Raw genomic sequence first — 20186 nt, 5'->3', positions numbered from 1 at the left:
CGGGCCGCCGTCACGCGAGCCCACCCTGCCCCACTCCGTGGCCCCGCGAGCCCGCGACGGAACCCTGAGCGGGTCTGATCCGGGAGCGGTCCTGCGGGAGCGGCTAGAACGGGGTGAGGTCGGGGCGCTTCGGGGTGAGGCCGTCGCCGGAGGAGGTGCCGCGCAGGCGGCGGGACATCCACGGCACCAGGTGCTCGCGGATCCACTGGGCGTCCTCGCGGCGCCGCGCCCGCGGGTCGACCAGCCGCTCCGGCCAGTCCTTGCGCCAGTCGTCGAACGGCACCCCGAGCACGTCGAGCACGCGGGCCGCCACCAGCCGGTGGCCGTCCTCGTTCATGTGCAGGCGGTCGGTGCTCCAGGCCCGCCAGTCGCGCAGCCCCTGCATCGACCACTGGTCGACCAGCCGGCAGCCGTAGAGGTCGGCGATGGAGCGGATGTGCAGGTAGAAAATGGCGAAACGGCCGCGCAGCCGCCGCATCAGCGGCGTGTCGCGCGGATCGACCCCGGTGAACAGCAGCACGTCCGCGCCTCCGGCCCGCAGGTCGCGCACCGCGCGGGCCAGGCGCTTGGCCATCACGTCGGGGTCGCTGCCCGGCCGCAGCAGGTCGTTGCCGCCCGCGCAGAAGCTGACCAGGTCGGGACCCATCTCGATGGCCCGCGGCACCTGCTCGGTGACGATCTGGTCGAGCAGCTTGCCGCGGACGGCCAGGTTCGCGTAGCGGAACGCCGGGTCGTCGGCGGCGAGCCGTTCGGCCACCCGGTCGGCCCAGCCGCGGTAGTGCCCGTCGGGGCCTGGATCGTTCAGTCCTTCGGTGAAACTGTCCCCGAGTGCGACGAAGGACTTGTATTGCCTCATGAGCTGCTGTTCATCTCCGCGATAGCGTGTAGCGCCAGGACGTAGGACTGTAGTCCGAATCCGGCGATCGTGCCCGTCGCCACCCCGGCGACGACCGAGGTGTGGCGAAACTCTTCCCTCGCCGCGGGGTTGCTGATGTGCACCTCGACGAGCGGGGCGGTGCGCTGGGCGATGGCGTCGCGCACGGCGTAGGAGTAGTGGGTGAAGGCGGCCGGGTTGAGCACGACGGGGATGCGGCCGTCGGCGGCCTCGTGCAGCCAGCCGATCAGCTCGGCCTCGTCGTCGGTCTGGCGCACCTCGACCTGCTCGCCGAGCTTGCGGCCGGTCTCGCGGCACAGCTCGGCGAGGTCCTCCAGCGTCTCGGCCCCGTAGACGTCGGGCTCGCGGGTGCCGAGCCGGCTCAGGTTGGGGCCGTTGAGCACGAGGATCATCGCGCGATCTCCTTGTAGGCGGCTTCGAGCAGCTCTTCGGCGGGGTCTTCGAGGCGGCCCGGCCTGGCCAGGTCGTCGAGGACGACGAAGCGCTGCTTGGCGCCCCGGTTCTTCTTGTCCAGCCGCATGTGGTCGCGCAGCCGCGGCCAGGCGCCGGCGTGGTAGGAGACCGGCAGGCCCACGGAGGTGAGGATCGCGCGGGTGCGGGCGGTCAGGTCGGCGCGGCCGGACAGCCGGGACAGCTCGGCGGCGTAGACCATGCCGAGGGCGACCGCCTCGCCGTGGCGGATCGTGTAGTGCTCGTCGCGCTCGATGGCGTGGGCGAGCGTGTGTCCGTAGTTGAGGATCTCGCGCAGGCCCTGCTCGCGCAGGTCGGCGCCCACGACGTGGGCCTTGACGCGGATCTTGCGCTCGATCAGCTCGCGGGTGTGGGGGCCGTCGGGCCTGGTGGCCCCCTCGGGGTCGGACTCGACCAGCGTGAGGATCTGCGGGTCGGCGATGAAGCCGCCCTTGATGATCTCGGCGAGCCCCGCCACGTAGTCGGCCTTCGGCATGCCGGGCAGCACGGCCAGGTCGCAGAGCACCCCGGCGGGCGGCAGGAACGTGCCCACCAGGTTCTTGCCCTCGGGGGTGTCGATGCCGTTCTTGCCGCCGACGGCGGCGTCGACCATGGCCAGCAGCGTCGTCGGCACGAGCACGACCTGCACGCCGCGCAGCCAGGTGCCGGCCACGAAGCCGGCCAGGTCGGTCGTCGCGCCGCCGCCCACGCCCACGACGGCGTCGGAGCGGGTCAGGCCGTGGCGGCCGAGCGCGGACCACAGGCCGGCGGCCACCTCGGGCGTCTTGCACGCCTCGCCGTCGGGAACGGGCAGGTCGGCCACCTCGTAACCGGCCTCGGCCAGCGCCGCGAGGACCGGGCGGGACAGCTCGGGCAGGCCCTGCGGGCGGACGACGGCGACCGTGCGCGCGCCCGGCCGGAACAGGCCCGGCAGCTCGGCCTGCACGCCGCTGCCCACCACGACGTCGTACGGGCTGTCGCCGGATACGGGGATCCGCGTCGCGGTCATGCCGGCAGGCCCTCCAGGATCTCGTCGGCGAGCTCGCCGGGGTCGCGCTTGTCGGTGGCGAGGGTGACCACGGCCAGACGCTCGTAGACCGGCCGCCGCTCCTCCATCAGCTTCTTGAGCTGGCTGCGCGGGTTGAGCACCAGCAGCGGCCTGGCCGAGCCGAGCCCGACCCGCTGGACCGCGTCGGCCAGGCCCACCTGCAGGTAGACCACGTGGTGACCGGCGAGCAGGGCCTGGGTGTCCTCGTTGAGCACGGCGCCGCCGCCGAGCGACAGGACGCCGTCGTGCTCGGCCAGGGCGCGGCGCACGGCCTGGTGCTCCAGCTCGCGGAAGCGGGCCTCGCCGTCCTCGACGAAGATGTCGGAGACCGGTTTGCCGGCCACGGCCTCGACGTCGGCGTCGGTGTCGCGGAAGGCGACGCCGAGCCGCTCGGCCAGCAGCTGCCCGATCGTGGTCTTGCCGGATCCGGGCGGCCCGATGAGCACGGCTCTGGTCACTGGTCGCTCACCCCTTCTCGTTCGCTCCGCGCGGCCGTCACTTGATCACCATCGAGGAGAGGTAGCCGGACAGGTTGCGGGCGACCTCCTCCACCGAGTCGCCGCCGAACTTCTCCAGGGCCGCGTCGGCCAGCACCAGCGCGACCATGGCCTCGGCCACGATGCCCGCGGCCGGGACGGCGCACACGTCGGAGCGCTCGTGGTGGGCCTTGGCCGCCTCGCCGGTCTTGACGTCGATCGTGGCCAGGGCCCTCGGCACGGTGGAGATGGGCTTCATGGCGGCGCTGACCCGCAGGACCTCGCCGTTGGTCATGCCGCCCTCGACGCCGCCCGCGCGGTTGGTGACCCGCTTGACGCCGTTCTCGGCGGTGTACTCGATCTCGTCGTGGGCGCGCGAGCCGGGCCGGCGGGCGGTCTCGAAGCCGTCGCCGACCGCGACGCCCTTGATCGCCTGGATGCCCATGAGGGCCGCGGCGAGCCGGGAGTCGAGCCTGCGGTCCCAGTGGGTGTAGCTGCCCAGGCCGGGCGGCAGGCCGTAGGCGAGCACCTCGACGACGCCGCCGAGCGTGTCGCCCTCTTTGTGCGCCTGGTCGATCACGGCGACCATGGCGGCGCTGCCCTCGGGGTCGGAGCAGCGGACCGGGTCTTCGTCGATCCTGGCCAGGTCGCCGGGGCCGGGCAGCACCTCGGTCGGGGTCTGCGCGCCGCCGATGGAGGTGACGTGGCTGACGATGTCGACGCCGAGCGCCTGCTTCAGGAAGCGCCTGGCGACCTCGCCGAGCGCGACGCGGGCCGCGGTCTCGCGGGCGCTGGCCCGGTCGAGCACCTGGCGGGCGTCGTCGAAGCCGTACTTCTGCATGCCGGCCAGGTCGGCGTGGCCGGGGCGGGGGCGGGACCGCGGCGCGTTGCGGGCCAGGCCCTCCAGCTCGGCCGGGTCGACCGGGTCGGCCGACATGACCTTCTCCCACTTGGGCCACTCGGTGTTGCCCACGCGGACGGCGACCGGGCTGCCCATGGTGCGGCCGTGGCGCACGCCGCCGACGATCGTCACCTGGTCCTGCTCGAACTTCATCCGCGCGCCGCGGCCGTAGCCGAGCCTGCGGCGGCGCAGGGCCTCGTCGATCGCGGCCGTGGTCACCTCGACCCCGGCGGGCAGTCCTTCGAGGATGGCAACGAGTTCGGGGCCGTGGGACTCTCCGGCCGTCAACCAGCGCAACATGACTCCAAGTCTTCCATGTGCGGCCGGGTGGGATGTCCGTCGTTCACCAGCCGAGACAGAGCGCCACGAAAGCACCGAGCAGCATGAACGGTCCGAAGGGGAACTGGGTGTGCCGGTCGCCCCGCCCGGTGAGCAGCAGCGCGACCGCGTACAGCGCGCCGAGCAGCTGCCCGGCGAACGCGGCGGCCACCCACGTCTGCCAGCTCATCGCCGCCGCCATGCCGATGAGCCCGGCCAGCTTGACGTCGCCGAGGCCCATCGCGGCCGGCCTGGCGAACCACAACAGGCCGTAGACGGCCGCCAGCGCCGCCGCGCCGAGCAGCGCGCGCGGCAGCTCCCCGGTGGGGAGCAGGGTCAGTGCGATGATCGGGTACGCGGGCAGCGTGATCGCGTCGGGCAGCAGGGTGGTACGCCAGTCGATGACCGCCAGCGCCGTGCCGGCCAGCGCGAGACCCGTGTACGGCGGCCCGGCGAGCCAGGCGGTCAGCGCCGTCACGGCGGCGGTCAGCAGTTCCACGCCCGGCGGCCACGGCGGCGGGGACGCGAGGTCGTCGTAGGCGTCGGCCAGCGCCCTGACCTGGTGTCCGGCGACCAGACCGAGCAGCGCCATCAGTGCGACCACGAGCAGACCTTAATGCGGCGGCCCGGCGGCCGTCCCGGGATCGCGGCGGGCGGCCCGGGTATGGCGTGCGCCAAGAGCGAACCCGCGTCCCGGCGGGCTTTCGCGCCCCGGACGGAGGGCCGCGACGCACGCCGGCGGTCATGGGTTCGGGGGTGATCCCCCAAAGAACTTTGATCGTCCGGGACGGGGTGGCACGCGGCTCCGGGGGTGGTCAGGAACCTACTTTCTGTCGTGGCCCCCCGGAAGAGTGACCGAGAGGAAGACCCATGTTCCGTGGCATCCTGGCCGGCGGCCTCGCGCTGAGCGCCGCAAGCCTCATCATGACCGGCCCCGCCGCGTACGCCGACCTGCAGGCCCCTTACGCGCGGGCCGCGGCGATCGTCGACGCGGACGGCGAGCTGAACAACGGCAAGAACATCCTCAAGACGTGGCGGGCCTCGACCGGCCGCTACTGCGTGATGGTCGACAGGCACGTCACCACGTCCGCCGCGGTGATCCAGATCACCCCGCGGGCGCCCCGCCGCCTGCCGTTCATCGCCTACCGGAACTCGTCGGCGACCTGCCACGAGTCCAACACCATCACCGTCGGCGTCTACGACACCAGCACCGGCCGGCTCGCCGACGGCGGCTTCGACCTGACCATCTCCTGACCGAGAACCGAGGGAGCACCCAAATGAACATCATCCGGCGCGCGGCCGGCGTCGCGCTCGTCGCGGCGGCCGTCCTGACGCCCGCGGCGGCGTACGCGGACACGCCCTACGCCCAGGCCTCGGCCACCGTCAGGGCGGACGGCGTGGTGACCGCCAGCAAGAACGTCGAGGAGGTCAGGCGTATGTTCCGCGGGACGTACTGCGTGATCCTCAGCGACGACGTCGACTACGACGGCGACCTGGCGATCCACGTGACGCCGACGGGCCGGTCCAGCTACCCGCGCTCGCTGTCGGTGCAGCGCGGGGCGGCGATCTGCGGCGGCCACTACCGGGCGGTCGCGGTCTACAGCCAGCTCGCCGACGGCGTGGCGGCCGACACCGGGTTCTACCTGACCGTCTCCTGAGGACGTCCGCTCCTGAGGACGTCCGCTCCTGAGGATGTCCGGCGAACGCCCCCGGCCGGTGACGACACCGGCCGGGGGCCTCGGCTTGTCCGGCTCACGGGAGAAGCGGCGTTCAGCCTTTTCCGTGGGAGGAGCGGCGTTCAGCTGTTTCGGCGGGAGAACCAGCGGCGGCGGGGCGGGGCGGGCTCCATCCTGGCGACGGTGACGCCGCCGAGCTGGTCGACGGTGCCGGACTCGACCGCGGCCAGCGCCTTCAGCACCTCGCCCTCGATCACGAACTGCACCGGCCCGGCCACGTCGACCACGACCGCGGCGGCCTCCTCGTGCACGGCCGCCCGGCAGACCTGGAGCGTGCCGGTCTGGATGGGGCGGGCGTCCTTGCGCCATCTGGTCAGCGCGTCGGTGCCGGTGAAGGCGAGCACCGCGTGCCTGCCGTCCTGGCCGACGAGCTTGGGCAGCGCCATCTCGCTCTCCTTCTCCTGGCGCAGCCCGTGCTCACCGACCTCGGACTCGGTCAGCAGGGCGACCACCGGCACCAGCAGCCGCGCGCCGCTCAGAGCGGCCAGCACGTCGGCGGGGCCGCACGCGCCCGACTCGTAGGCGGCCAGGGCGGCGGCCACGGCGGGGGCGGCGCTGCCGTCGTCGTCGGGGTCGAGTGGCTGTGGGATGGTCGGCACAACGAACGAGACTACCCGCGGGCGCCACCGCCCCCGTTCCTGGAGGCGCCCTGAAGGCGGTCCCGCGATGCTCGGCGGCGTTCCTGGGATGCTCGTCGGTGTTCCGGCGGTGTTCCGGCGGTGTTCTGTCGGGGTGGGCTGCTAGACAGGTGCGGTGCGGATCTCTCGGCTCCCCCTCGACGAGCAGACTGCGGCCGTGCGGGCCGTGCTGGAGACCGACCCGGTGCTGGTGCGGGTGCTCGGCGGAGCTCGCGCGCTCGGCCTGCCCGGCTGGTGGCTGGCGGCGGGCGCGGTCGTCCAGGCGATCTGGAACCACGTGACCGGACGTCCGGCGGGCTACGGCGTCAAAGACTACGACCTGATCTATCACGATCCGTCCGACCTGTCGTGGGAGGCGGAGGACCGCGCGATCAGGGCCGGGCGGGAGCTGTTCGGCGACGTGCCGGTGGAGATCCGCAACGAGGCCCGCGTCCATCTGTGGTACGAGCGCCGCTTCGGCGTGCCGTGCCCGCCCTACGACAGCTCCGAGGCCGCGATCGACTCCTTCCCCAGCACCACGAGCGCGATCGGCGTCCGGCTCACCCCGTCGGGGGCGTGGCGGGTCTACGCCCCCTACGGCGTGGCCGACGCCTTCAACCTCGTGCTGCGTCCCAACCCCCGGCAGGCGCCGCGCGAGGTCTACGAGGCCAAGGCGGCGCGCTGCGCCGAAGCCTGGCCCGAGCTGACCGTGCTCCCCTGGTGCGAGCCAGGGCCTGCCGGTCAGCCGGGCTGACCGGTCAGCCGAGGCCCGGCCGGTCAGCCAAGGTCGGCGATGGCGGCGACCGGTCCGCCGCCCGACGGCCCCTGGTGCACGGCGGCCACCGAGACGAACACCGCGGGGTCGCCGGTGACCGAGGCCGCCACCCCGCCGACGGCCGCCTTGATCTGCCGGTGCCAGTGCACGTCGGAGTCGTCCAGCATGATGTTGCGCCGCCCGCGCACCCGCCCCGACGGGTCGGCCTCGCACTTCATGAACACGTTGACCAGCCGCCCGCCGAGGTCGGAAGGGTGGGGACGGTCGGGCAGCGGCAGCCCGGAGTCCCTGATGGCCGCCCAGATGCCGTCGGCGTCGAGCGCGTCCTGCATGACGCTGTGCCCGATGCGGTAGCGCCCGCCGATGCCGCGCACGTTGCCCACCAGCACGATCTGCGCCCGGTCCAGCTCCACCCCCGACGAGCACGACGCCACCGACGAGTACAGCGACAGGTCCTTGTGGATCTGGTCGGCCCGCGGCATGTCGATCTCGCCGAGCGCGACGGCGATGCCGAGCGCGGTGGTGGAGTTGGACAGGTCCATCGACGGGCCGGTCTCCTCGATGGCGGTGTCCTTGCCGCGGCTTTTGGCCTCGGTGATGGTGGCCAGGGTGAGCAGCGGCGTCTTGGTCTGCACGTAGTGCACGTCGCGCGGGTCGTCGATGCCGGCGATCTTCATGGCCTCCCGCACCCCGGCGGCCACCTTCTCCACCATCGCCGGACGGCCGATGTCCTCGGGCAGGATCACCTCGCTCATCGCCACGCCCACCGACAGGCGCGGCTCGTCGCTCATCGGCGCGTCCGCCGTGGTGGCGAAGACGGTGGCGTGCGGGCTGAGGACGCCGTCGGTGCCGCCCGACCACACCAACGGCACGCTCTCCGGGGACGGGTGACCGTGCTCGGCCAGGACCTCGCGGAAGGCCCGGTCGGCCAGGATGCGCGTGTAGTCGTTGACGCCGCCGTTGCCCTCGGTCTTGCCGATCACCGCGAGCACCCGGCGCGCCTCGATCACCCCGTCCTCGATGAGCCGGGACAGCCCGGAGGCGTCGGTCACGCTCTCGATCGGCACCTTGCGCACTTCAATCGGGTCCGGCATGCGTTGCCCCTTCTCCAGTACCGGCTTCCCCACAGTCGCGACGCTAGCCGAGCGGCCTGGCGGGGTTCATGGGCAATGTCTGCCCATGAACGGCCGCGGCGATGTCAAGGTGCGCTGGCCGGTCAAGCTCTCGGCGGAACCTCGAAGCGCACAAACGGAGCGAAGGTAGTGTTCCCGGATGTGATTCGCGAAGCCCACGTCAACGGCATCAAGCTCGTCTACCGCGAGGAGGGCGACCCCGCCGCTCCACCGCTGGTCCTCCTCCACGGCAGGACCGCGAACCACAACGACTGGAACGGCATCACCCAGCACTTCGCCGCCCGTCACCACGTCCTCGCACCCGACCTGCGCGGCCATGGGGCCAGCGACCGTCCGGGCGAGTACGCGGTGAGCACGATGGCCGAGGACGTCGTGGCGCTCCTCGACCACCTGGGCCTCGACCGCGTCCGGCTGGTCGGGCACTCGCTCGGCGGCATGGTCTCCTACCACGTGGCCATGCGCCACCCCGAGCGGGTCGAGCGGCTGGTGCTGGAGGACGTCACGGCGCCGTATCCGATCGAAGGACGGCAGCCGCTCGTGGAGGACGACTCCACCGGCTTCGACTGGCGGATGATGCACCAGACCGAGCCGTACATCGTCGATCCCGACCCGGCGCTGGCCGCCGAGCTGGGGAAGATCACGGCACCCACGCTGGTGCTGTCCGGCGGACGGCTGAGCCCGTTCGACGCCCCCGGGCTGGCCCGCCTGATCCCCGGCGCCGAGCTGGTCACGATCGAGGCCGGGCACCTCGTCCACGTCACCGAACGGGCCGCCTTCCTGGCCGCGGTGGACGCCTTCCTGGACAGGTGAGACCAGGCAGGCCATGACCTCTATGCTGGTCGTCCCCCCACGATTCACGGAGACCCGCTGTGTCCAGCCCCCCATCGGCCCCCCGTCCCGGCATGACCCCGGAGCGGGTCGGGATGTTCAGCGACGCGGTCTTCGCGATCGCGATCACGCTGCTCGTCCTGGAGATCCCCCGCCCGGCGGAGGACGACTTCCGTGACCTCGCGGGCTTCCTGAGCCATCACCAGGGCTCGTTCGCGGCGTTCGCGCTGGCCTTCCTCATGTTGTGGTTCAGCTGGCGGGCCCACCACACGCTCTTCGACCAGCTCCACCGGGTCTCCCAGCCGGTCCTGCTGCTGCACGTGCCGCTGCTGCTGTGCTCGGCGTTCCTGCCGTACACGATGAACCTGTGGAGCGAGATGTCGGCGGCCGACATCGACGTCCAGGCGTCCAAGGGCCTGGCGCTGGCGCTGTTCGCGGGGACCGAGGCGCTCCTGATGTTCTGCCAGGGCGCGCTGTTCACGCTGGCCCTGTCGCAGGGGCTGCTCAACGCCCACGCGAGCAGGCGGCGCATGGCCACCTCGGCCTGGGTGTACTGGGGCTGCGGGGTGTTGTGGGCGGTCAGCGCGGTCCTGGCCTTCGGCGTCGGCGAGGACTCCACGTTCCTGTGGATGGCCACGCCGGTCGTGGTCGCGATCATCGTGCTCGTCCGCAGGCGGCTCGCCCCTGGCGCGGTTCAGCCGGATGTCACGGGGCAAACGTGACCTCAATGTCACAAAGATCCGCCAAGGTGAAAAGGTGCGAACGAGGCTCAGCGATCACGTAAGGGAACGACTGGGCACGTTTGGCCTCATGGCGCCCTCGATCGTGCAGTGCGCGGTGGGCGCGGCGCTGGCCTGGGTCGTCGCCGTCGACCTGCTCGGGCACGCCCGGCCGTTCTTCGCCCCGATCTCCGTGCTGATCTGCGTCGGCGTGGGGCTCGGCCAGCGGCTGCGGCGCGTCGCCGAGCTGGTGGTCGGCGTGAGCCTCGGCGTCGGCGTCGGCGACCTGCTGGTGTCCTGGATCGGCTCGGGGCCCTGGCAGCTCGCGCTGGTCGTCGGGCTGGCCATGGCCGTCGCGCTGCTGCTCAACGGCGGGGCGCTGTTCGTCGCGCAGGCGGGCTCGTCGGCGGTGCTGGTGGCCACGCTGCTGCCCGGCGAGAACGCCGGCGGCCTCGACCGCATGGCCGACGCCCTCACCGGCGGCGTCATCGGCGTCGCGGCGGTCGCGCTGATGCCCGCCAGCCCGTTCACGATCGCGGCCAAACACCTGTCGGGGGTGCTGGACGCGCTGTCCACCGTCCTGGAGCAGGCGGCGGAGTCGATCGAGAAGCGGGACGTCGACCTGGCCGCCGAGGCGCTGGAGGAGGCGCGGACGACGCAGGCCGCCGTCGAGGAGTTCGCGATGGCGCTGGAGACCAGCAAGGAGATCACCATGATCTCGCCGCTGCACTGGCATCGCCGGGCCGCCCTGGCCCGGTACGAGACCGCCGCCGTCCCCGTCGACCTGGCCCTGCGCAACGCGCGGGTGATGGTCCGCCGCACGCTGGCCGCGTTGGGCGAGGCGAGCCCGCCGCCCACGGCGCTGGCCGAGGCGATGCGGGAGGTCTCGGAGGCGGCGCTGCTGCTGCAGCTGGAGCTGGCCGCCGGACGCGATCCCCTGCTGGCGCGGCAGGCGCTGCTCGCGGTGGCCGGCCGCGAACGGCCCGAGCGGCTGGGCTTCTCGGCGCACGTCATCATCGCGCAGCTGCGGTCGATCGCGGTGGACCTGTTGCAGGCCACGGGCCTGGAGCACGAGCAGGCCAGCCAGGCGCTCACCCCGCTCGACGAACCCCAGAGCAGCTAGCACCCCCGCGCACGCCGAAGGCGGGCACCCGTACGGGCGCCCGCCTTCGCGGTCCTGCGGTTACGGGTTCGCGCTTTCGCGGTTCCGCAGGGCGGTTCGCGCTTTCGCGGTTCCGCGTTCCGCGGGGAGGTCAGACCGTCTGGAGTGCGGCCTCGGCCTCCAGGGTCGCGGCGGTGGCGTTGATCACGGCGGCCACCCGCAGCGCCTCCTGGACCTGCTCACGCGGCATCCCCGCGCCCCGCAGCACCTGCTCGTGCGACTCCAGGCAGCGGCCGCAGCCGTTGATCGCCGAGACCGCCAGGCACCACAGCTCGAAGTCCGTCTTGTCCACGCCCGGGTTCCCGATCACGGTCATCCGGAGCCTGGCCGGCAGCGTCGCGTACGTCTCGTCGCCGATCAGGTGGGTGGCGCGGTAGTAGACGTTGTTCATCGCCATGATCGACGCGGCCGCCTTGGCGGCGGTGAACGCCTCGGCCGACAGGTGGTCGGCGGCGTCCTGCGAGAGCTCGGCGATGACCCGCGCCGACCTGGTGGCCAGGGCGCACGCCAGGACGGCGCCCCAGAGCTGCTGGTCGGTCAGCGACGAGGTGGTCGTGACCGAGCCCAGGTTGAGCCTGGTGTCCTTGGCGTAGTCGGGCAGGAGCGACTTCAGGGTGTCGACGCTCACTGGGCCAGCAGCTTCTGGGCGTCGAGGCCGGCCTCGCCCTTGTTCCAGTTGCACGGGCACAGCTCGTCGGACTGCAGGGCGTCGAGGACCCGCAGGACCTCCTTGACGTTGCGGCCCACGGAACCGGCGGTCACCATCGAGAACTGGATCTCGTTGTTCTGGTCGACGATGAACGTGGCGCGCTGGGCGACGCCGTCCTGGCCGAGCACGCCGCAGGCCTGCGACAGCTCGCGCTTGATGTCGCTCAGCATCGGGAAGGGCAGGTCGCGCAGGTCCTCGTGGTTCTTGCGCCAGGCGTGGTGCACGAACTCGGAGTCGATCGAGACGCCGAGCACCTGGGCGTCACGGTCGGCGAACTCGCCGTTGAGACGGCCGAACTCGGCGATCTCGGTCGGGCAGACGAACGTGAAGTCCTTCGGCCAGAAGAACACCACGCGCCACTTGCCCTCGTAGGTCTTGTGGTTGATCTCAGCGAACGCCTTGTCGGGGTCGAGGTCGACACAGGCCGTGAGTTCGTACTCGGGGAAGCGGTCACCGACGGTGAGCAAGTTCCTACTCCTTCGGAGGAAGTGCGGGTCAGGGCACCTACGTTGCCGCACCTAGCATTGATTCGAGAAATCGAGTAGTTGGACCAATCTGAGAGGTGATTCCTATCAGTGAGCCCATGCCCACCCTCGCTCAGCTGCGTTCCTTCCTGGCCGTGGCCGAGCATCTCCACTTCAGGGAGGCGGCGACGGCACTGAAGATGAGCCAACCCACCCTGTCCGGAAATATCGCCTCATTGGAGGAGATATTGGACACACAGCTGCTGGAACGGACCACCCGCAAGGTGCTGCTCACCTCCGCCGGCGAGCGCGTGGCCGAGCACGCCTGGCGGGTGCTGGCCGCCGTGGAGGACCTGATGGGCGAGGCCGCCCAGAACCGCGAGCCCTTCAGCGGCCCGGCCCACCTCGGCGTGATCCCCACCGTGGCGCCGTACGTGCTGCCCGCGCTGCTGCCCATGTTCGCCCAGCGCTTCCCGCAGCTCAAGCTGACCGTCCACGAGGCCAAGACGGACACGATCCTGGAGGAGGTCCGCGAGGGGCGGCTCGACCTGGTCCTGCTCGCCCTGCCGACGGACGTGGGCGGCCTGGTGGAGACGCCGCTCTACGACGAGGACTTCCTGCTGGCCCTCCCCCACGACCACCCCCTGGCCGCGGACCCCGCGCCGCTCGACCGCGACGCGCTCAAGGGCCTGGACATCGTGCTCCTCAACCAGGGCCACTGCCTGCGCGAACAGGCCATAGACGTGTGCCGCGAGGTGGGCGCGCGGGCCACCGCGACCACGTACGCGACCAGCCTGCCGACGCTGGTGCAGCTCGTGGCGGGCGGCCTGGGCGTGACGCTGCTGCCGGAGTCGGCCGTGCCGGTGGAGACCGGCAAGCGGGTACGCCTGGCGCTGCGCCGCTTCGCCGCCCCCGCCCCCGGCCGCACGATCGGCCTGGCCTACCGCGCCTCCTCGGCCCGCGCGGCCGAGTACGACCAGCTCGCCAAGGCCGTCCGCACCGCCATCCGCCAACGCCGCCTCCCGGTCAAGCTCACCTCGTGAACGCGCGCAACGCCCCGGCGATCTCCGTCACGTCGTCGAGCTTGCCGGAGGCGACGGCGACGATCAGGTCGTAGGCGTCGTCGTCGGCCGGGTCGAGCTCGATTCCGTTCTTCGCGAGGAAGACGTAGGTCGTGAGCCAGCCCGCGCGCTTGTTCCCGTCGACGAGCGGACGGTTGGTGACGATCGAGTGGAGGAGGGCCGCGGCCTTGGTCATCAGGTCGGGATAGGCGTCATGCCCGAACAGCGAGGTCCGCGGCCGCAGGAGCGCAGCCTCCAAGAGCCCGAGGTCACGCACCTGGAAGGGGCCGCCCACCGCGGCCCGCGCGATGCGGAGCCCCTGTTCGAGGCTGACGTAGCGGATCACTCGCCCAGCCTGCGCAACAGGTCCGCGAATCGCCTGGCGCCTTTCTCGGCCAGAGCGTCGGTGATCTCGTCGTCGGAGGCGCGCTCCAGGTACTCCTCGATCGCGCGCAGCACGATCTGCTGCATGCTTCGCCCTTCCAGCTCGGCACGCTTACGAAGAGCCTCGGTCTGTTCGTCGTTGAGGCGAAGGGTCATGGCCATGCCCTCATCGTAGGTCGGGGGCGGTATCACAGCGATACCACGGACAACACTTCGCTTTGCGCCGGGATCAGCGGGGGACGAGGTGGAAGAAGGAGCCGTCGGCGGGGGTGTGGGCGGGGTCGGAGAGGTCGTCCAGGCGGGTGGCCGCCTCCGGGGGGAGGGTGAGGTCGAAGGCGGCCAGGTTCTCCCGCAGCTGCCGCACCGAGCGCGGCCCGAGCAGCACCGACGTGACGCCGGGACGTCCGGCGACCCAGGCCAGGGCGACCGCGGCCGGGTCGGCCCCCAGCTCGGCCGCGACCTCGGCCAGCCCCTCGGCGACGGCCAGGTTGCGGTCGTTGAGCAGCGACTGCGCCCAGCGGGCCGCGCCGGGCATCGCGGCGCCGAGCAGGCGGCCCATGCGGCTGTCCGGGTCGGGGATTTCGCCGCGCCGGTAGCGGCCGGTCAGGACGCCGCCGCCGAGCGCGCCGTACACCACCGTGCCGAGGCCGAACCGGGCGCAGGCGGGCAGGATCTCGGCCTCGACGACCCGCTGGAGCAGCGAGTACTGCGGTTGCAGGCTCACGAACGGCGTGCCGCCCACCCGCTCGGCGGCCCACTGCGCCTCGACGATCTGCGCGGCGGTGAAGTTGGAGCAGCCGAGGTAGCGCACCTTGCCCGAACGGACGAAGCCGTCGAGGGTGGCCATCGTCTCCTCGATCGGCGTGCCCGGGTCCCACTGGTGGCACTGGTAGAGGTCGATGTAGTCGGTGCCGAGGCGGCGCAGGCTGGCCTCCAGGGCGCGGGTGAGGTGCCGTCTGGACAGGCCCCGCCCCTCCGGGCCGACCGGCATGGCGCCCTTGGTGGCCAGCACGACCCACTCGCGCCTGCCGCGCAGCGCCCGGCCGACGATCTCCTCGGTCTCGCCCCGGTGGTAGAGGTCGGCGGTGTCGATGAAGTTGCCGCCCGCGTCGAGGTAGGCGTCGATGACGCGGCCCGCCTCGGCGGCGTCGCCCGCGGCCAGGCCGTGCTCGGTGCCGAAGTTCATGGTGCCGAGGCAGGCGCGGGAGACGCGCAGCCCGGAACGTCCCATGGTCTGGAAGTGCACGAAGATACCCCTAGAATCGGAATGACTGTTCCGCTTGGATGCGGGGAACGATACGGAACAACGGTTCCGGATGTCAACGCGAGGATGTCAACGCGAGGAGGGGCCATGCGTGCCGACGCCCGGCGCAACCGCGCCCGTGTGCTGGAGGCGGCCGAGGTCGTGCTGGCCCGCGACGGGCTCGACGCCTCGATGCGCGAGATCGCCGCGCTGGCCGGCGTGGGCGTGGGGACGATCTACCGCCAGTTCCCCACCAAGGAGGCCCTGTACGCGGCGATCGTGGCCGACCGGCAGGAGCGGCTGGCCGAGATGGCCGAAGAGCTGGCCGGCGCCGCCGACGCCGGAGCGGCCTTCTTCGAGTTCTTCGACCGCATCGTGGCCTACTCCACGGTCAAGAAGATCCTGGTGGACGCCCTGGCCAGCGCCGGCATCGACGCCAAGGCGGGCGCGCCCGACATCAGGGGCGCGATCGGCGCGCTGCTGGAGCGGGCGCAGCGGGCGGGGGCGGTGCGCGAGGACGTGGGCATGACGGAGCTGCTCGCCCTGCTCAGCGCCGCCTGCCTGGCGGCGCAGCACCACAACTGGAGCGACGACCTGCGGGCCAGGGCCCTGGCCGTGCTGTTCGACGGCCTGCGCCGGGCTACCCCTGCGACAGGCGCTTGAGCCGGGTCACCGCCTCGTCGATGACCTCGTCCTTCTTGCAGAACGCGAAGCGGACGAAGTGCCGGCCGCGTTCGGGGTGCTCGTAGAAGACCTGCGTGGGGATGGCCACCACCCCGGCCAGCTCGGGCAGGCGGCGGGTGAGCTCCAGGCCGTCGGTGAAGCCCAGCGGCCGGATGTCGGTCTGCACGAAGTACGTGCCCGCCGGCCCGAACACCTCGAAGCCCGCCGCCGCCAGCCCGTCCATCAGCCGGTCGCGCTTGTCCTGGAGCCCGGCGCGCAGCGCGGCCACCCACTCCAGCTCGGTGCGCAGCCCGTACGCCACCGCGAGCTGCCAGGGCGCGCTCGCGGTGAAGGTGAGGAACTGCTTGACCGTCGAGACCGCCCGCACCAGCTCGGGCGGCGCGCACACCCAGCCGGTCTTCCAGCCCGTGACCGAGAACGTCTTGCCCGCCGAGGAGATCATGACCGTGCGCTCGCGCATGCCGGGCAGCGTGGCCAGCGGGACGTGCTCGACGCCGTCGAAGGTGAGGTGCTCGTAGACCTCGTCGGTGATCGCGATCAGGCCGTGTTCCTGGCACAGCTCGGCGATGACCGTCAGCTCGTCCCTGGTGAAGACCGTCCCCGTCGGGTTGTGCGGTGAGTTGACCAGGATCGCCCGGGTACGCGGCGTGACGGCGGCGCGCAGCTCGTCGGGGTCGAAGGTGAAGCGGCCGTCCACCGGACGCAGCGTCACCGCCGCGAGCCTGGCCTGGGCCAGCGCGATCGAGGCCGCGTAGGAGTCGTAGTACGGCTCGAACGCGATCACCTCGTCGCCCGGCTCGCACAGCGCCAGCACGCTCGCCGCGATGGCCTCGGTGGCGCCCACGGTGACCAGCACCTCGGCCGCCGGGTCGTAGTCGAGCCGGTAGTGGGCCATCCGGTGCTCCGAGACCGCCTGCCGGAGCTCCAGCACCCCAGGCCCCGGCGGGTACTGGTTGGCGCCCGAGGTGATCGCCTGCACGGCGCGGTCGAGCATGGCGGCCGGGCCGTCGGTGTCAGGGAAGCCCTGTCCGAGGTTGATGGACCCGGTCTGCACGGCGAGCGCGCTCATCTCGGCGAAAATCGTCGTGCCGAAGGCGCGCATCCTGGAAACAAGTGGTTCGGTCACGCCCCCACACTATTAGTCTCGTCTCGTGATCATCCGGGTCGTGCTAGCCCTCGCCCTGAGCGTTCCCCTCGTCACGCCTGCCACGCCCCCTCCCCTGGAGGCCGCGCCCTGCCCGGTCGCCGTGCCGGAGCACACCGTCTGCGGGTTCCTGCTGGTCCCCGAGCGCCGCGACACGCCGGGCCGGACCATCAAGGTCGGGTACGCCGTGCACACCTCGACGGCCGCCGGCCGCAAACCCGATCCGATCGTCTACATGGGCGGCGGGCCGGCGTCGTCGTCGCTGCAGCTCACCGGGTTCCTGAGCCAGATGTTCCCCGACCGCGACGTGGTGACGATCGAGCAGCGCGGCGGGAAGTACTCCCGTCCGGTGCTGGGCTGCCCCGAGACGGCCGAGGCGCTGCTCGGACGGCTGCGCAGACCGCCCGCCGACGTGGGCGCGGCGGCCCGGCGCTGCCGCGCCCGCCTCCAGGAGCAGGGCGTCGACCTGCGCGGCTACAACACCAAGGAGATCGCCGCCGACGTGGTCGCCCTGCGCCAGGCGCTCGGATTCCCCTCCTGGAACCTGTTCGGCGTCAGCTACTCCACCCGCGTCATGGCCGACGTCGCCGCGGCCGACCCGCAGGGCGTGCGGTCGGTCGTGCTGGACTCGTTCCTGCCCGAGTCCGTGGCCTGGTACGACGACGCCGACCGCAACCTGGGCGACACCGTGGCCGCGCTCGGCGTGGGCGACGCCTTCGACCGGGTGGTGGCCGGGCTCAACCGCTCCCCCGCCCGGGTGCCGACCACCGATCCGCTGCTCGGCCGGCCGTTCACGGCGACGATGTCCGGCGACGACGTGGCCACCGTCCTGGCCGAGGCGCTGCACGAGGCGGACGTGTCGGCCGTGGCGCCCGCGCTGGTCGGCGGGCTGGCCGAGGGGCACGACGAGCTGCTGCGGCCGCTGGCCGACGCGGTGGGCGAGGGGCTGGTGTCGCACGAGTTCGGGCTGTACCACGCGGTGCAGTGCCAGGACGAGGTGCCGTTCAACACTTTCACCACCAAATCCCGACTTTTCACGGTAAACGCGGACAAAGCGGTGTGTGATGCGTGGCAACTTCCCAGATCCGCCCCCGTGAACGCCGTCCCCAAGGCCCCCGTCTACGTCGTCGGCGGCGATCGGGACCCCACCACCCCCGTCAGGACGGCCGGGCCCGCCGCCGAAGCCATCCCCGGCGCCCGGTTCGAGACGTTCCGCGGCAGCCACGCCGTCTTCCTCACCAGCGCGTGCGCCAGGAAGCACATCGCCGAGTTCGTCGAGTCCCCCGGCGGCGTGTCGCCGAAGCCGTGCGAGCCCGACCCGGGTCTGCCGCCCACGCTCCGGCTCGCCGACACGCACGTCACCGGCGCGCCGTACCGGATCTCGCAGACGCCCTGGCTGGCCGCGCCCTTCGCGCTGTTCGCGCTCGTCTCGCTCGTCCAGCTCGCCGCGGGAGCGCTGCGCGGCAGGTCGGCGACCGCCTTCGCGGGGCTGGCCGGCGTGGCGTTCGCCGGGCTGACCGGCCAGGCCGTCTACGGTATGGCGAGCAGGAACGAGACGGCCCTGGCCGTCGGCGTCCCCGCCCCGGTCGGCGGCCTGTACACGTGGATCGCGGCGGCCTCGGCCGTGCTGAGCGTCGCGGCCCTGTTCCACGCACGGCGGTGGCCGCACATCGTGGCGGCGGTCACCGGCGCCGGATTCCTCGTATGGTGGTTCACCTGGTTCCTGTGACGCGCATCCGTGAGCTGGACGCCCTCCGCGGCTTCGCGGTGGGCGGCATCATGCTGGTCAACACCTGGCAGCACGCGAGCCACGAGCCCTACACCGGCATCGACCGCACGATCGAGGCGCTGTTCCAGAGCCGCTTCTACCCGATCTTCTCGCTGCTGTTCGGCATCAGCTTCGTGCTGTTCCTCGACCGTTCGGGAAGCCGCTGGGCGCTGGCCCGCCGGCTGGCCTGGCTGGCCTGCTTCGGCCTGCTCCAGCACACCTTCTACGAGGGCGAGGTGCTGACCGACTACGCCCTCTACGGCCTGGTGGTGCTGCTGCCCGCCTCGTTCCTGCCGGGCGGCCTGCCGGTGCTGGCGCTCGGCGTCGCGGCGACCGTCTGGGCCACCTGGCACGGCGCGGGCCCGTCGCTCATCCCCGGGCTGTTCCTGGTCGGCATGGGGCTGATGCGGCTGCGCCCGCCGCGGAGCCTGCTGGCCCCCGTGTTCGCGGCCTCGGCGCTGACCTCCCTGGTGCTGACGGTCACCTGGGCGGGCGTCGCGGAGGCGCCGGGGGCGGGCGACTGGACCGTCTACAGCGTGGCCGCGCTGTCGGGGGCGGCGGCGTACGCCAGTGGGCTGCTGCTGGCGCTGCGGCCGTGGTCCTCGGCCCTGCTGGAGCCGCTGGGCCGGATGGCGCTGACGAACTACGTCACCGGCACGGCGGTGATCGCGCTGTGCACGGTCCCGCTGAAGACCGGCGCCACCCGCTGGCCGGTGCTCGCGGTGGCGCTGACCACCGTGGTGGCGCAGACGTTGTTCAGCGGCTGGTGGCTCACCAGATTTCGGTACGGCCCACTTGAGTGGATCTGGCGGTGCCTGACCTGGTTTCGACTGGTGCCCAACCGGTTAGAGTCGGGCCGTGACCACAATCGCCCTCTGCCAGATTCCGGTCTCTCCTGACCCGGCCACCAACCTCAAGAGGGCCAGGGAGGCGCTCGCCCGCGCCGAGGGGGCCGACCTGGCGATCTTCCCCGAGGCCACGCTCACCCGTTACGGCAGGCGCGTCACCGAACTGGCCGAGCCGCTCGACGGGCCGTTCGTGTCCGGGCTGGCGGAGGCGGCCCGGACCCACGGCCTGGCGGTGATCGCCGGCGTGTTCGAGCCGGGCGAGGGCCCGGCCGGCGCGAAGGTGCACAACACGGCCGTGGCGATCGGCCCCGACGGCGGGATCAAGGCCGCCTACCGGAAGATCCACCTGTTCGACTCCTTCGGCTCCAAGGAGTCCGACCTGGTGGCGCCGGGCGCCGAGCCGGCCGTGGTCGAGCTGGCCGGGCTGCGCGTCGGGCTGGTCACCTGCTACGACATCCGCTTCCCCGAGCTGACCAGGGCGCTGGTCGACAAGGGCGCCGACCTGTTCGCGGTGATCGCCGCCTGGGGGTCGGGCCCGCTGAAGGAGGACCATTGGGTCACGCTGGTCCGCGCACGGGCCCTGGAGAACACGATGTGGACGGCCGCCGTCGGCCAGGCGCCCAACCCGGAGGAGTCGAAGGACGGGTTCGGCGTGGGCCGCAGCATGCTGGTCGACCCGCTCGGAGTGGTCCGGGCCGACCTCGGCACCGGTCCGGGGGTCCAGCTCGTCCGCCTCGACACCGAATGGACGGCCACCGCCAGGGCCATGCTCCCGTGTCTGGATCACCGGGTGCTCAAGGGTCAACCGACCGTAAAGTAGAGC

Annotated in this window: 25 protein-coding genes; 11 read left to right on the top strand and 14 right to left on the bottom strand. The window is 72.2% G+C overall.

The window, feature by feature from the left end; genetic code table 11:
- Positions 1-103: 103 nt before the first annotated feature.
- Genes ACIBK9_RS38600 through ACIBK9_RS38575 form a run of 6 tightly spaced genes read right to left on the bottom strand, consistent with a single transcriptional unit; the run spans position 104 to position 4692 of the window.
- The gene (locus tag ACIBK9_RS38600) at positions 104-856 is read right to left on the bottom strand and encodes an SGNH/GDSL hydrolase family protein (RefSeq protein WP_358284970.1); all 753 of its coding nucleotides are present in this window, start codon (positions 854-856) and stop codon (positions 104-106) included.
- Positions 853-1287, bottom strand: a complete 435-nt coding sequence (gene aroQ, locus ACIBK9_RS38595) for a type II 3-dehydroquinate dehydratase (protein ID WP_352363963.1) — start codon at positions 1285-1287, stop codon at positions 853-855. The genes ACIBK9_RS38600 and aroQ overlap by 4 nt, the downstream gene beginning before the upstream one ends.
- A complete protein-coding gene (aroB, locus tag ACIBK9_RS38590) occupies positions 1284-2354 on the bottom strand; it encodes a 3-dehydroquinate synthase (protein WP_397163722.1) in 1071 nt (356 codons plus the stop codon). The genes aroQ and aroB overlap by 4 nt, the downstream gene beginning before the upstream one ends.
- The gene (locus tag ACIBK9_RS38585) at positions 2351-2851 is read right to left on the bottom strand and encodes a shikimate kinase (protein ID WP_358284966.1); all 501 of its coding nucleotides are present in this window, start codon (positions 2849-2851) and stop codon (positions 2351-2353) included. The genes aroB and ACIBK9_RS38585 overlap by 4 nt, the downstream gene beginning before the upstream one ends.
- A gap of 37 nt (positions 2852-2888) precedes the next feature.
- Entirely contained in the window at positions 2889-4070 is a 1182-nt protein-coding gene (aroC, locus tag ACIBK9_RS38580) for a chorismate synthase (RefSeq protein WP_358284964.1), read from the bottom strand.
- A 43-nt stretch (positions 4071-4113) separates the two neighbouring features.
- Positions 4114-4692 carry a prepilin peptidase gene (locus tag ACIBK9_RS38575; protein ID WP_397163720.1) on the bottom strand — a complete coding sequence of 193 codons (579 nt, stop codon included), beginning with the start codon at positions 4690-4692 and terminating at the stop codon, positions 4114-4116.
- Positions 4693-4958: 266 nt separating this feature from the next.
- Between ACIBK9_RS38575 and ACIBK9_RS38570 the strand changes: the two genes are divergently transcribed.
- Positions 4959-5342 (top strand): hypothetical protein, encoded by a 384-nt coding sequence (locus ACIBK9_RS38570; protein WP_352363953.1) that lies wholly within the window; start codon positions 4959-4961, stop codon positions 5340-5342.
- Positions 5343-5365: 23 nt separating this feature from the next.
- On the top strand, positions 5366-5746 hold the full coding sequence (locus ACIBK9_RS38565; protein ID WP_358284960.1) for a hypothetical protein: 381 nt from the start codon (positions 5366-5368) through the stop codon (positions 5744-5746).
- Positions 5747-5886: 140 nt separating this feature from the next.
- On the opposite strand, the gene ACIBK9_RS38560 is transcribed toward ACIBK9_RS38565, so the two are convergent.
- A complete protein-coding gene (locus tag ACIBK9_RS38560; RefSeq protein ID WP_387664235.1) occupies positions 5887-6423 on the bottom strand; it encodes an SseB family protein in 537 nt (178 codons plus the stop codon).
- Positions 6424-6577: 154 nt separating this feature from the next.
- On the opposite strand from ACIBK9_RS38560, the gene ACIBK9_RS38555 reads away from it, so the two are divergent.
- Positions 6578-7195, top strand: a complete 618-nt coding sequence (locus ACIBK9_RS38555) for a nucleotidyltransferase family protein (protein WP_397163717.1) — start codon at positions 6578-6580, stop codon at positions 7193-7195.
- Positions 7196-7218: 23 nt separating this feature from the next.
- Here the strand turns inward: ACIBK9_RS38555 and ACIBK9_RS38550 are convergent, their stop codons facing one another.
- Complete coding sequence (locus ACIBK9_RS38550) at positions 7219-8310, bottom strand: ring-opening amidohydrolase (RefSeq protein ID WP_397163715.1); 1092 nt, start codon at positions 8308-8310, stop codon at positions 7219-7221.
- A gap of 180 nt (positions 8311-8490) precedes the next feature.
- On the opposite strand from ACIBK9_RS38550, the gene ACIBK9_RS38545 reads away from it, so the two are divergent.
- From ACIBK9_RS38545 to ACIBK9_RS38535, 3 genes are all read left to right on the top strand, one after another.
- Positions 8491-9159 carry an alpha/beta fold hydrolase gene (locus ACIBK9_RS38545; protein WP_397163713.1) on the top strand — a complete coding sequence of 223 codons (669 nt, stop codon included), beginning with the start codon at positions 8491-8493 and terminating at the stop codon, positions 9157-9159.
- Positions 9160-9218: 59 nt separating this feature from the next.
- Entirely contained in the window at positions 9219-9899 is a 681-nt protein-coding gene (locus tag ACIBK9_RS38540) for a TMEM175 family protein (RefSeq protein WP_397163711.1), read from the top strand.
- A gap of 88 nt (positions 9900-9987) precedes the next feature.
- Positions 9988-11019: an aromatic acid exporter family protein gene (locus ACIBK9_RS38535; RefSeq protein ID WP_397163709.1), complete on the top strand. Its 1032-nt coding sequence runs from the start codon at positions 9988-9990 to the stop codon at positions 11017-11019.
- A gap of 130 nt (positions 11020-11149) precedes the next feature.
- Here ACIBK9_RS38535 and ACIBK9_RS38530 read toward each other — a convergent pair whose 3' ends face one another.
- Both ACIBK9_RS38530 and ACIBK9_RS38525 read right to left on the bottom strand, forming a co-directional pair.
- Positions 11150-11686, bottom strand: a complete 537-nt coding sequence (locus ACIBK9_RS38530; RefSeq protein WP_358284946.1) for a carboxymuconolactone decarboxylase family protein — start codon at positions 11684-11686, stop codon at positions 11150-11152.
- Positions 11683-12234 (bottom strand): peroxiredoxin, encoded by a 552-nt coding sequence (locus tag ACIBK9_RS38525; RefSeq protein WP_357964755.1) that lies wholly within the window; start codon positions 12232-12234, stop codon positions 11683-11685. The genes ACIBK9_RS38530 and ACIBK9_RS38525 overlap by 4 nt, the downstream gene beginning before the upstream one ends.
- Before the next feature lie 116 nt (positions 12235-12350).
- Between ACIBK9_RS38525 and ACIBK9_RS38520 the strand changes: the two genes are divergently transcribed.
- Positions 12351-13274: a LysR substrate-binding domain-containing protein gene (locus ACIBK9_RS38520; RefSeq protein ID WP_358284944.1), complete on the top strand. Its 924-nt coding sequence runs from the start codon at positions 12351-12353 to the stop codon at positions 13272-13274.
- On the opposite strand, the gene ACIBK9_RS38515 is transcribed toward ACIBK9_RS38520, so the two are convergent.
- The 3 genes from ACIBK9_RS38515 to ACIBK9_RS38505 all read right to left on the bottom strand — a co-directional run bounded on the left by ACIBK9_RS38515 (position 13264) and on the right by ACIBK9_RS38505 (position 14922).
- On the bottom strand, positions 13264-13638 hold the full coding sequence (locus ACIBK9_RS38515) for a type II toxin-antitoxin system death-on-curing family toxin (RefSeq protein ID WP_397163707.1): 375 nt from the start codon (positions 13636-13638) through the stop codon (positions 13264-13266). The genes ACIBK9_RS38520 and ACIBK9_RS38515 overlap by 11 nt on opposite strands.
- A complete protein-coding gene (locus tag ACIBK9_RS38510; protein ID WP_397163705.1) occupies positions 13635-13838 on the bottom strand; it encodes a DUF6290 family protein in 204 nt (67 codons plus the stop codon). The genes ACIBK9_RS38515 and ACIBK9_RS38510 overlap by 4 nt, the downstream gene beginning before the upstream one ends.
- Before the next feature lie 67 nt (positions 13839-13905).
- Positions 13906-14922 (bottom strand): aldo/keto reductase, encoded by a 1017-nt coding sequence (locus ACIBK9_RS38505; protein ID WP_397163703.1) that lies wholly within the window; start codon positions 14920-14922, stop codon positions 13906-13908.
- A 105-nt stretch (positions 14923-15027) separates the two neighbouring features.
- On the opposite strand from ACIBK9_RS38505, the gene ACIBK9_RS38500 reads away from it, so the two are divergent.
- Complete coding sequence (locus ACIBK9_RS38500) at positions 15028-15582, top strand: helix-turn-helix domain-containing protein (RefSeq protein WP_397163702.1); 555 nt, start codon at positions 15028-15030, stop codon at positions 15580-15582.
- Here the strand turns inward: ACIBK9_RS38500 and ACIBK9_RS38495 are convergent.
- Positions 15560-16729: a pyridoxal phosphate-dependent aminotransferase gene (locus ACIBK9_RS38495; RefSeq protein ID WP_397163701.1), complete on the bottom strand. Its 1170-nt coding sequence runs from the start codon at positions 16727-16729 to the stop codon at positions 15560-15562. The two genes, ACIBK9_RS38500 and ACIBK9_RS38495, sit on opposite strands and share 23 nt — an antisense overlap.
- A 40-nt stretch (positions 16730-16769) precedes the next feature.
- On the opposite strand from ACIBK9_RS38495, the gene ACIBK9_RS38490 reads away from it, so the two are divergent.
- From ACIBK9_RS38490 to ACIBK9_RS38480, 3 genes are read left to right on the top strand one after another with little or no spacing between them, the layout of a single operon-like run.
- Positions 16770-18476, top strand: coding sequence for an alpha/beta hydrolase (locus ACIBK9_RS38490; protein WP_397163699.1), 1707 nt, complete (start codon positions 16770-16772; stop codon positions 18474-18476).
- Entirely contained in the window at positions 18473-19414 is a 942-nt protein-coding gene (locus tag ACIBK9_RS38485; protein ID WP_397163697.1) for a DUF418 domain-containing protein, read from the top strand. The genes ACIBK9_RS38490 and ACIBK9_RS38485 overlap by 4 nt, the downstream gene beginning before the upstream one ends.
- The gene (locus tag ACIBK9_RS38480; protein ID WP_358284933.1) at positions 19374-20183 is read left to right on the top strand and encodes a carbon-nitrogen hydrolase family protein; all 810 of its coding nucleotides are present in this window, start codon (positions 19374-19376) and stop codon (positions 20181-20183) included. Before ACIBK9_RS38485 ends, ACIBK9_RS38480 begins: the two co-directional genes overlap by 41 nt.
- Positions 20184-20186 lie beyond the last annotated feature (3 nt).

The sequence above is a fragment of the Nonomuraea sp. NPDC050227 genome (assembly GCF_044459705.1).
Lineage (GTDB): Bacteria > Actinomycetota > Actinomycetes > Streptosporangiales > Streptosporangiaceae > Nonomuraea.
Note: the sequence above shows the minus strand (reverse complement) of the source record. Positions and strands in the feature narration are given on the sequence as shown.